General features: G+C 69.2%; 11 protein-coding genes. 3 read left to right on the top strand and 8 right to left on the bottom strand.

From position 1 onward, the window contains the following. Nucleotides 1–46: 46 nt before the first annotated feature. From J2X58_RS06790 to J2X58_RS06805, 4 genes are all read right to left on the bottom strand, one after another. Nucleotides 47–2,347: a DNA internalization-related competence protein ComEC/Rec2 gene (locus J2X58_RS06790; RefSeq protein WP_310047174.1), complete on the bottom strand. Its 2,301-nt coding sequence runs from the start codon at nt 2,345–2,347 to the stop codon at nt 47–49. Between the two features lie 204 nt (nt 2,348–2,551). Further along, the gene (locus tag J2X58_RS06795) at nt 2,552–3,184 is read right to left on the bottom strand and encodes a hypothetical protein (protein ID WP_310047176.1); all 633 of its coding nucleotides are present in this window, start codon (nt 3,182–3,184) and stop codon (nt 2,552–2,554) included. A gap of 111 nt (nt 3,185–3,295) precedes the next feature. Beyond that, the gene (locus J2X58_RS06800) at nt 3,296–4,228 is read right to left on the bottom strand and encodes a histone H1-like repetitive region-containing protein (protein ID WP_310047178.1); all 933 of its coding nucleotides are present in this window, start codon (nt 4,226–4,228) and stop codon (nt 3,296–3,298) included. 168 nt (nt 4,229–4,396) lie between these two features. After that, a complete protein-coding gene (locus J2X58_RS06805; protein ID WP_310047179.1) occupies nt 4,397–5,002 on the bottom strand; it encodes a rhomboid family intramembrane serine protease in 606 nt (201 codons plus the stop codon). A 138-nt stretch (nt 5,003–5,140) separates the two neighbouring features. On the opposite strand from J2X58_RS06805, the gene J2X58_RS06810 reads away from it, so the two are divergent. Further along, a complete protein-coding gene (locus tag J2X58_RS06810; RefSeq protein ID WP_090053003.1) occupies nt 5,141–6,016 on the top strand; it encodes a PhzF family phenazine biosynthesis protein in 876 nt (291 codons plus the stop codon). A 2-nt stretch (nt 6,017–6,018) separates the two neighbouring features. Continuing rightward, the gene (locus tag J2X58_RS06815) at nt 6,019–6,492 is read left to right on the top strand and encodes a YaiI/YqxD family protein (RefSeq protein WP_310047182.1); all 474 of its coding nucleotides are present in this window, start codon (nt 6,019–6,021) and stop codon (nt 6,490–6,492) included. Nucleotides 6,493–6,619: 127 nt separating this feature from the next. Here the strand turns inward: J2X58_RS06815 and J2X58_RS06820 are convergent, their stop codons facing one another. The 4 genes from J2X58_RS06820 to J2X58_RS06835 all read right to left on the bottom strand — a co-directional run bounded on the left by J2X58_RS06820 (nt 6,620) and on the right by J2X58_RS06835 (nt 10,000). Then, nucleotides 6,620–7,477, bottom strand: coding sequence for an arginine deiminase-related protein (locus J2X58_RS06820; protein ID WP_310047184.1), 858 nt, complete (start codon nt 7,475–7,477; stop codon nt 6,620–6,622). A gap of 60 nt (nt 7,478–7,537) precedes the next feature. Then, a complete protein-coding gene (locus tag J2X58_RS06825; protein ID WP_090052999.1) occupies nt 7,538–7,819 on the bottom strand; it encodes a hypothetical protein in 282 nt (93 codons plus the stop codon). 90 nt (nt 7,820–7,909) lie between these two features. Beyond that, the gene (locus tag J2X58_RS06830) at nt 7,910–8,800 is read right to left on the bottom strand and encodes an NAD(P)-dependent oxidoreductase (RefSeq protein ID WP_310047186.1); all 891 of its coding nucleotides are present in this window, start codon (nt 8,798–8,800) and stop codon (nt 7,910–7,912) included. 24 nt (nt 8,801–8,824) lie between these two features. Then, nucleotides 8,825–10,000 carry an NAD(P)/FAD-dependent oxidoreductase gene (locus tag J2X58_RS06835; RefSeq protein ID WP_310047187.1) on the bottom strand — a complete coding sequence of 392 codons (1,176 nt, stop codon included), beginning with the start codon at nt 9,998–10,000 and terminating at the stop codon, nt 8,825–8,827. Nucleotides 10,001–10,081: 81 nt separating this feature from the next. On the opposite strand from J2X58_RS06835, the gene J2X58_RS06840 reads away from it, so the two are divergent. Continuing rightward, a complete protein-coding gene (locus tag J2X58_RS06840) occupies nt 10,082–10,564 on the top strand; it encodes a YajQ family cyclic di-GMP-binding protein (RefSeq protein ID WP_090052994.1) in 483 nt (160 codons plus the stop codon). The last annotated feature ends 258 nt before the right edge of the window (nt 10,565–10,822 follow it).

The raw sequence follows: 10,822 nt of genomic DNA on the forward strand, positions 1-10,822 counted from the left end.
CAAGAACCGTTCTTCGCGCCGGCGCTGTGACGTGCGTGGCGAAATATCACTCGCGCCAGTAACGGTCCGCAGGACGTCGCCATTCGCGCGCGACGCGCGGTGGCGCGTCGCGCGGGAAATCGATCCGGATCGCGCCGCTGCGCGCGGTGACGAAGACGTCGGCACCCACGTCGGCATGTCGGTCGATCACCGACGGATGCGGGTGGCCGAAGCGGTTGCGCCAGCCGGCCGAGGCTATCGAGAACCGCGGTCGCACCGCGTCGAGCCACGCGGCGTCCGACGAATGACGGCTGCCGTGGTGCGCGATGGTGGTCACGGTCGGCAGCGTCGACGCGAGGCCATGCGGATCCATGCGGCGCTCCGCGGCCTTGCCGATGTCTCCGGTGAGGAGCAGGCGACCGCCCGCGCCCTCGATGGCGAGCACGCAGGAGCGATCGTTGCCCTTGGTTTTCTCGCCCGGAGGCATCGGGACGGGAAGGAAACGAAAGCGGACGTCGTCCCACGTCCAGGATGGCGCGCGCGAGCAATGCCGGGCGTCGAGACGAAGCCGCGCCGGCTCGCCGGAAAGCCGGGACGCCTCGGGATAGCGTCGTACGATCGACCCGGCGCCGCCCGCGTGGTCGCTGTCGCCGTGGCTGATCACCAATCGGTCGACTGGCCCGATGCCGAGCGCGGTGATCGCCGGAAGCACGACGCCCGCCCCCGCGTCGCCGCCGCCGGCGTAGGCGGGACCCGCGTCGTAAACGAGTGTGTGCGACCGCGTGCGGACCACCACGGCGAGTCCCTGCCCCACGTCGAGCACCCACGCGCGAAACGCGCCCGGAGCCGGCTCGTCGCGCGCGGGGCATGCCAGCGGGAGGAAAAGCAGTGCCCCGTAGCCTCGCAAGGGCATGCCGCGCGGCAGGAAGAGCCACACGGCACCCAGCGTGGCCAGGGCCGTGGCCGCGAACGTCCCCTCGGGGACGCCGATGCGCCCTCCGGGCCACGTCGCCATCAGTTCGAGCAAGCGCCACTGCCAGGACATGACCCACGCGGCGACATGGAAGAGCGGACCGGACAGCATGGGCATCGCAAGCGTCGCGCAGCCGAGCAGCGTGATGGGAACGACGACGAAGCTCACCAGCGGCGCCGCCACGAGGTTCGCGGGGAAGCCGACGAGCGAGGCCGTGCCGAACAGCCAGAGCGACAGAGGCAGGAGGGCGACGGTCATCGCCGCCTGCGCGCGCAGCATCTCGCCGAGCAGGCCTCGCAGACCCGCGGAACGCGGGGCGACGCAGGCCATGAGGAAGCCGACGCCGCCGAAGGAAAGCCAGAAGCCCGCGGAGAGCACGGCGAGCGGATCGACGACGAGTACCGCGAGCAGGGCGAAGGCGAGCAGCGACGGGCCACCCGCGCGACGGCGACCGAGTCCGGCGAGCACGACGACGGCGACCATCAGCAGCGTGCGCACGGTCGGCAGGCTCATGCCCGCGAGCAAGCCGTAGCTGGCGGAGATCGCGAGACCCGCCGTGGCCTGCGCGATGGGCCGCGGCAGACGGAGCGCGAGCCACGGCAACCACGCGTACAGCAGGCGGGCGAGGATCACGCCGCCGCCCGCCGCCACGCCGACGTGGAACCCCGAGATCGCGATGAGGTGCGACACGCCCGTCGCGCGCGCGACGTCCCAGTCCGCCGCGTCGAGGCCGCGCGTGTCGCCGACGGCGAGCGCCTTGAGGATGCGTGCGTCGTGGGCTCCGACGGACGCATCGATGCCCTCCGCGATGCGTTCGCGCCAGCCGTCGACGCAGACCGGTGCCGCCAGTCGCTCGTTCGCGCGCGACTCGCGCACGTAGCCGGTCGCGACGATGCCGCGCTGCAGGGCCGTGCGCTCCGCGTCGCCGCCACCGGGATTCACGCCGCCGCGTGGCCGTCGCACGCGCACGTCGAGGCGCCAGCGCTCGCATGCCCTGGGCGGTGCTTTCGCGCGGTACCACGTGAGGCGAACGCGGCCGCGCGGCACGGAGGGCGCGCTGCCTTGCGGTTCCATCACGAAGGAGATGTCGGTGCCGATGCGTCGGGGAAGATCGGTGACGCGGCCTTCGATGACAATGTCGTCGCCCTCGCGCTCGGCGGGCCATCGCGCGTCCATCGCGCGGTGTCCGTGGACGGCCGTCCAGGCGGCGAACGCGCATGTCACCGCGGCGAGGCGGAGCCAGGTTCGCTTCGACACGGAAGCGACGAGACCCGCGAGGATGCCTGCGACAGCCGAGAGCTCCCAAGGCGGCAGCTGCGCGAGGCCTTGCACGGCCGTGCAGCCAACGACGGCGGCGATCGCGAGCGTGACGAGCGAGAGGCGGGTGCGGAGCAAGGGCCGGAGCCAGGCATGGGGCGCTCGAGCTTATGTCCCGTCTTCGTGGGGGTGGCCCGTAGGCGGCGTGTCGCGAGCACCCGTTCGCGCGCGAGCGCGCTCCCACCCGTGGGTAGGGGCCGTAGCCGCGGCGTCGGCGGCGCGGCTACGCGGCCTTGGCCGCGAACGGGCTTTCAGCCATTCGGAAGGAAAACGACGGCGGAATCAGTCGGTGGTGCTGCGGAAGCGGCTGCGGTCGCGTCCACCGCCGAACTGACGTTGTGAAGGCGTGGGGCGAGCGCCGGACGGCGGTGTCGGGCGACTCTGTCCGCCGCGGTTCCAGTTGCCCTGGGGACGGTCGCCACCACGGTTCCAGTTGCCGCCCGGCCTGTCGCCATTGCCCTGCCAGTTGCGCGGCGGGCGATCGCCACCGCGGGACGCACCGGGCGGCGGACGATGGTCGCGGTCGTCGCGATTCCAGCCGCCGGGTGGGCGACGGTCGCCTTGCCAATTGCCCGGGCGGCCATCGCCGCGTCCGCCGTGCCAGTCGCCACGCGGCGGTGGACCGCGCCACGCGTTCCGGTCGCGGTAATAGCGATCACGGTAGAACCGGCGTCCGTCGTACCCGTCGACCCAGACGGTGCCGTACGACAGCGACGAATAGCAGCAACCGGGGCCGTAGCCGTAGCCGCCGTAATAACCGCCACCGTAGCCCGGCGAAACGACGGTCGTTTCCTCGCCGTAGTAGGTATCCGCGCCCGTGCCGTTACGCACGTAGCCGTAATCCGGGTCGTAGTAACAGCCCGCCAACGGCAGGCAGCCGATGAGCAGCATCACCATCGCTTGGACACGACGCATGGGGCAGACCTCCGTGGGGACGGTTCGGACACTGCGCTCGGCCCATTGAATGGCCGATAAAAGAAAAGGGCCACCCGACGGCGGCCCTTCCCTTTCATTCAGCTTTCGCGATCAGCCCTTGTTCTTCTGCTGATCGCCGCGCTCGTGCGCCATGTTCGGGTGGTTGGCCTCCGGCGAGGGGGCCTTCGGCGCGGGGTTCGGGCCGCCATCGTCCACGGCGCCCGCCGCGTGCGATTCACCCGTCGGCCACGAGGGCGGCTGGCGATCGCGTTCACGCTTGGCGTCGAGCAGCGCCTGGATATGCGCGACCGCTTCTTCCTGACTGATGTGCTGGACGGGCTCGTCGATCACCGCCGGTGCGGGTGCCGGCTTCGGACGCGGTTTCGGCGGTGCCTTCGGCTTCGCGACCGGGGTCGGCTTCGTCGCCGGAGCCGCGGCCGGCGCGACGGACGTCGGTGCGACGGGCCGCTTCGCGGGCGCCTTGCGCGCGGTGGTGCCGCCCGATGCCGGTGTCTTCCGGACGGGGGCGGCCGGGCTCTTGCGCGTCGCGACGGTCTTCGCGGGCGCCTTCCGTGCCGATGTCTTCTTCGCCACAGGAGCTTTTTTCGCGGCGCTCTTCTTCGTCGCCGTCGAGCGCGACGGACTCTTGCGTGCCGCGGCCTTCTTCGTCGACGCCTTCGTGGCAGGCGACTTCTTCGCGACCGACTTCTTCGCCACCGGCTTCCGGGTCGCCGACTTCTTCGCCACGGCCTTCTTCGCTACAGCCTTCTTCGCTATAGCCTTCTTCGCCACCGCCTTCTTCGCGGCGACCTTGCGCGTGGCGGCCTTCCGCACGCTCTTCTTCGCGGCGGATTTCTTCACGGCGGCCTTGCGCGGCGACGTGCGGGCGGCGGTCTTCCTGGCGGCTGTCTTGCGTGCGGCGCCCTTCTTCGCTGCGGCGCGCTTCGCCACGGGACGAGCGGTGCTCTTGCGGGCGGCGGTCTTCTTCGTAGCCGTCTTGCGTGCCGCGGACTTCTTCGCGGCGGACTTACGGGTCGTAGCCATGCGTTCATTCCTCTGCGGTAGTAGCCGACGCGGACCACCCGTCGAGGGGAAAGCCGCGTGCATGCCGGACGTCATCGATAAGACAGCCATTCGTTCCGGACGGAACGCATGATGTAACAGGTGTCGCCCGAAGTCACATAAATCTGTCGGAAAAATTCAGCTTCGCGCTCACGACAGGCGCGGCTGCGTCAGCAGCGCGATGAAATTCGACAGCACCGCGGGATTGAGCGCGATGGTGAAGAGCACGCCGTAAAGCGCGCCCCACAGGTGCGCGCTGTGGTTGACGTTGTCCCCGCCACGCTTGTCCATGTAGACCGAATACACCACGAAAAGCACGGCGTAGAGGATCGCCGGCATGGGGATCACGATCAGGTAGATGCGTGCCCAGGGCGCCAGGAGGATGAACGCGAAGAGGATCGCCGACACCGCGCCCGACGCACCCAGGCTGCGATAGCCCGCGTTGCGGCGGTTGGCCAGGTACGACGGCAGGATCGAGAAGACCAGCGCGCCGATGTAGAACGTGAGGAACCCCAGCGGACCCATGGCCGCGGTGAAGAACTGCTCCATGATCCGGCCCGCGAAGTACAGGGAGATCATGTTGAAGAACAGGTGGCTGCCGTCCGCATGCACGAGTCCGTACGAGACCAGCCGGTAGTACTCGCGGCTGCGGCTCAGGGCCGGCGGCCAGAGGATGAGGTCGTCCAGCAGGCGCTGGTTGCGGAAGGCGACGATCGAGACCACACAGGTCACGAGGATGATGAGCAGCGTGATCATGCGTTGAAACCGGTGTCCTGACGCGTCGAACCAACGCGCATCTTGGCGGGAACGCGCGCCGATGTCGAATGCCCGACTACGCAGCCGCGCGTGTCCCGGCCCGTTATCATGGCCCCTCCCCGTCCCTGGTTCCCCTCGATGCCCTCCATTCGCTACAAGCAGCTCGACGTCTTCGCCGCCCGTCACGGCGGCGGCAATCCGCTCGGTGTCGTGATCGACGCCGAGGGCTGGTCGGACGCGCGCATGCAGCGTTTCGCCCACTGGACCAACCTGGTCGAGACCACGTTCCTCCTGCCAGCGCGCGCCGAAGGTGCCGATTACCGCGCGCGCATCTTCACCCCCACGAAGGAAATTCCCTTCGCGGGCCACCCGACGATCGGCAGCGCCCATGCGGCGCTCGACGCCGGCCTGATTCGTGCCGATGCCGCCGGTATCGTCTGGCAGGAATGCGGCGCCGGCGTGCTGCCGATCCGTGTCGAAGGCGAAGGCCCGGGGCGCGAGCTGTTCGTGCAGTCGCCGAAGGCACGCGTCGTGGGCGACGCCTCCCGTGGCGGCGAAACGCTTTCGGCGGTGCTCTACGGCGTGAAGCGCGGCGTGCTGCCGCCGGCCTGCGTCGAGGGTGGCCGCCGCTGGTGGATCGCCGAGTTCGCCGACGAAGCCGAGCTGCGCGGCTGGCGACCCGATCACGCGGCGATCCGCGCGCTGGCCATGGCCACCGACACGCTGGGACTGTGCGTCTTCGCCCGCTCCGCGGACGGCATCGCCGTGCGCGCGTTTCCGGCCGGCGTCGGCATCGTCGAAGACCCCGCGTCGGGCGCGGCGAACGGCCTGATCGCCGCCTACATCGCCCAGTGCGACGCGAACGGCCCGCTGGCGCGCGGCTACCTCGTCAGCCAGGGTCGCGAGGTGGGACACGATGCGCGGATCATCATCCGCATCGACGGCGACGCCGTCTGGGTCGGCGGCCGCACGAACACCATCATCGACGGCCACGTGGACTGGCAGGACCTCTGAGCATGCGTATCTGGGTCGACGCGGACGCCTGTCCGAACGTCATCAAGGACATCCTGTTCCGTGCCGCCGAGCGGGAGCAGGTGGAAACGACGCTCGTGGCGAACCAATGGATCCGGACGCCGCCGTCACGCTTCGTGAAATCGATCCAGGTGCCCGGGGGCTTCGACGTGGCCGACGACGAGATCGTGCGACGCGTCGAGCCGGGCGACCTCGTGGTGACGCAGGACATTCCGCTCGCTTCGTTTGCCATCGAGAAAGGCGCGCTGGCCCTGCACCCGCGCGGCGAGACGTTCACGAAGGACACGATCGCGGCACGCCTGTCGATGCGCAACTTCATGGAGGAACTGCGCGGCGCCGGCGTCGACACCGGTGGCCCCGCCGCCATGCACCCGCGCGACCGGCAGGCCTTCGCGAACGAACTCGACAAGTGGCTGGCGCGGAGGCGCGCGGCCGGGCGTCAGGCGGAAGCCCGGTAGCCATAGTTTTGTGGGAGCGGACCTGGCCGCGACAGCTTTTAGCGTCAATGCTACAGGCCCTGCTGCTCAAGGGCGAAGAGCCGTCGCGGCCAGGTCCGCTCCCACAGCGTTCTTCGGCACGTGGCGGTCAGGCGCCTTCGAGCTCGTCCAGCCGCAGCGTCAGGCACTTCGCCGAGCCGCCGGCTTTCATGAATTCATCCAGCGCGACTTCGATCACCATGAACCCCGCGCCCTCCAGCCGGCTGCGCAGGTCGGCGCTGGCGCGATTCAGGATCACGACGCGTCCCAGGTTCACGGCGTTGCAGGCGAAGAGCACGGCGTCGTGTTCTTCGACGACGAGGCGCTGGCCCGGCGGTACGTGCCGCTCGATCGTCGCCAGCGAGTCCGCGTCGAACGCGGCGGGAAAGTACAGCGTGTAGCCGTCGGACAAGGGACAGAAGCACGTGTCCAGGTGGTAGAAACGGGGATCGACGAGCTTCAGCGGCAGCACCTCGACGTCGAGCGAGCTGGCCAGCGCAGGCGCCGCTTCGGCATCGGACCGGTGCCCATGGCCCATCCACAGACGCCGCGACACGCCGCGATCGAACAGCGCGTCGCCGGCGCCTTCGAAGAAAACGCCTTCCGGCAGATCGACGACGTCGAAGCCATGGTGTGCGAACCACGCGCGATCGTGCGCTTCCTCACCCTGCCGCTGCTCGTAGCGAAAACGGCTCGGCACGAAGGTGTTGCCGTAGACCAGACCGGCATTCGCGCAGAACGTCATGTCCGGCAGGCCCTTCGCGGGCGGCTGCACGACGACGTCGGCATGGCGGGAGACGGTGTCTTTCAGGGCGTCCCATTGGCGACCGGAACGTTCGCTCGTGGTGTCGTGCAGGTGGCCATCCATCCAGGGATTGATGACGTAGTCGACCTCGAAGAACGTGGGCGCGCACATCAGGATCCTGGGGACGGTGCGCTCGGTCGCCGGGGACATCGTTTCTGCCATGGACGGTGGACGCCTTCAGGGGAACGAGGCGCCATCATGGCAGAAACGTGTCGCGATCCGTCAGTGCAGGCGGTCGCAGATGGCGCTGACCGTGTCCTGCGAGAAGTGCAGCTTGAGGAGCGCCTCCTTCAGGGCGTCGCGCGTGTTGGCCTCGCTCTCGACCTCTTCGCCCACGCTGCTCGGCGACACGTGCACGAAGGTCTTGCCGTCCTGGTAGGCGCCGCCGTCCTCGTAGTAATTCTGCTTGGTCAGCACCTTGTACGTGCCATCGTTGGACTCGAGCACGGTCAGCGTGCGCTTCTCGTGCTCGCCTTCGTACACCGTCTTCCAGGTTGCCGTCATGTCTTCCACCTTCGTAAGCGCACCCAACGTGCTGGCCCGATTGTGGCGGACCCGGCGGGCTAACGATTGTGAAGGCGTGCGTAAACCGGCTTAACGCTTCGCGTCGTCGAGGCGCGCCCGCGCGGCCGCCACCCGGGCCATGCCGGCCCAGTCGAGGTCGCCGTCGCCGGCCCCGATGGCTTCGAGCAGGGTGTCGTGCATCACGCTCGCGAAGGGCATGGGGACGCGCTCCGCCTCGGCCGCCGCGCGCGCGAGGCCAATGTCCTTGAACCCCAGGGACATCTTGAATCCCGCCGGCGAGTACTTCTCCTCGGCGATCAGGCCGCCGTAGATGGTGTAGATGGGGGACGCGAACAGCGAACCGCCCATCACCTCGAGGAAGTCCTTCGCGGAGACGCCGTGGGCGCGCGTCAGCGCCGAGGCCTCGGCCATGCTTTCGATGGCCGCGCCGATCAGGAAGTTGCCCCCGATCTTGACGATGTTCGCGCGGACCGGATCGTCGCCCATCGGCCAGACCTTCTGGCCCAGCAGCGCGAGCAGCGGCGAGACCGTCGCCAGCGCCTCCGGGCTGCCGGCCGCCACAATGTTGAGGCCGCCCGCGGCGGCCACGGCGGGACGGCCGAAGACCGGCGCGGCGACGTAACCGAGACCGCGGTCCGCGTGCGCCGCGACCAGCTCGCGCGCGAGCGCGACGGAGATGGTCGCGTGGTTCACGTGCACCGCACCCTTCGATAGCGCGTCGAGCACGCCGCTATCCAGCAACACCTCGCGCACCGCCGCGTCGTTGGCGAGCATGCTGTGCAGCACCTCGACGTTCGCGACCGCTTTCGCGGCGGTGTCCGCCACCGTGGCGCCCTGCTCCGCCAGCGGCGCCGCCGCCTCGGGCGAGCGGTTCCAGACGGTGACCTCGTGGCCGGCCTTGACGAGGTTGCCCGCCATGCCGGCGCCCATGCTGCCCAATCCGATGAATCCGATACGCATCGCTTCGCTCCAGGAGTGTCCGGGTCAGACGGCCAGACCGGCGGCATTGCCGGAGGCCCAGGCCCATTGGAAGTTGTAGCCACCGAGGTGGCCGGTGACGTCGAGAACCTCGCCCACGAAGTACAGCCCCGGCTGTCGACGGGACATCATCGTGGACGACGACACCTCGTCCGTGTCCACGCCGCCCAGCGTCACTTCGGCGGTGCGGTAGCCCTCCGTGCCGCTGGCGACGATCGGCCAGTCGGCGAGTTGCGCGCCAATGTCGTTCAGTTCGGCGTCGCGGTATTGGCGCATCGGGCGGTTGGGTATCCAGACCTCGCAGAGGCGCTCGGCGAGGCGCCGCGGCAGGAGGCCCGAGAGGATGGTCTTCAGTTCCGCCGCGGGGCGCTCCGCGCGGGCGGAACGCAGTGCCTCGCCCGCGTCGGCACCGGGGAGCAGGTCGACGCGCAGGTCCGTGCCCGGCTCCCAGTACGATGACACCTGCAGGATCGCCGGGCCGCTCACGCCGCGGTGGGTGATCAGCATCGCGTCGCGGAACGCCGCCCCGTTCGCCCGTGCCTCCACGGGCAGCGCCACGCCCGAGAGACCCTCGAAGCGCTCCTGGTGCTTCCCGCTGAGCGTCAGGGGCACGAGGCCCGCGCGTAGCGGCAGCACGGCGTGGCCGAACTGCCGGGCAAGGTCGTAGCCGAAGCCGGAGGCGCCCAGGCTGGGGATCGAGAGACCGCCGGTGGCGACCACCAGCGACGCCGCGCGGACGTGGCCCAGCGGCGTGTCGCCCGAGAAACCGCCGGCCGACGCCCGCAGGCGGGTGACCGGACAGTTCGTCTCCACGCGGACGCCCACGGCGGCGCACTCGTCGAGGAGCATGCGGACGATCTGCTTGGAGGATTCGTCGCAGAACAGCTGGCCGGGCGATTTCTCGTGCCAGGCGATGCGATGACGGTCGACCATCGCGATGAAGTCCCACGGCGTGTAACGCGCCAGCGCGGACTTGCAGAAATGTGGATTCGCGGAGAGGAAATTCGCGGGTGTCGTGGCGGTGTTGGTGAAATTGCAGCGCCCACCGCCGGACATCAGGATCTTCTTGCCGGCGCGGTTGGCATGGTCGACGACGAGCACGCGGCGCCCGCGGCCGCCGGCCACGATGGCCGTCATCAGGCCCGCCGCACCTGCCCCCACGACGAGGACGTCGTATTCCATGCCGCTTATCCGCCGTGCAAACGCACATGATACCGCCCTCGCGTAAACTCGTCCGTCGATCCCATCGACAAGGACCCTCCCATGCCCTCCTTCGACATCGTCTCGGAAGTCGACCAGCACGAACTCACCAATGCCGTCGACCAGGCGAATCGCGAGATTTCCAACCGCTTCGACCTGCGCGGCACCGGCGCGAAGTTCGAGCTGGAGGAGAACGTGATCACGCAGAAGGCGGAGAACGAGTTCCAGCTGACCCAGATGCTGCCGATCCTGCGCGCGCGCCTGGCGGCCCGGAAGATCGACCTGCGCGCGCTCGACGAGGGCAAGGTGGAAACGAACCTGGCCGAGGCGCGGCAGAAGATCACCGTCAAGCAAGGCATCGAGCAGCCGGTCGCGAAGAAGATCATCGCGAAGATCAAGGAGGCCAAGCTGAAGGTCGAGGCCCAGATCAACGGCGAGAAGGTGCGCGTCACGGGCAAGAAGCGCGACGACCTGCAGGATGCGATGGCGCTGCTGCGCAAGTCGGACATCGAGCTGCCGCTGCAGTTCGAGAATTTCCGCGACTGAGAGCCACATGCCGATGAGGCGTGCTCGCCTCCCTTGGGGACCGGGGCGGTAGACCCCGGCGTGCGCCGGGGTGACGGTTGCCGTCATACCGGCGCACGCCGGTATCTACGTCCTCGGTCCGCGGTTTTCGCGAGAATCGGGACATACGGCCGGACGTTGTCGCGAAGACCGATCGCCTCGCCGTGGGCACCGGCGTACGCCGGTGCGACGGTTGTCGTCATACCGGCGCACGCCGGTATCTACGTCCTCGGTGCATGG

This window comes from Luteibacter sp. 3190 (assembly GCF_031456385.1).
Classification (GTDB): Bacteria; Pseudomonadota; Gammaproteobacteria; order Xanthomonadales; family Rhodanobacteraceae; genus Luteibacter.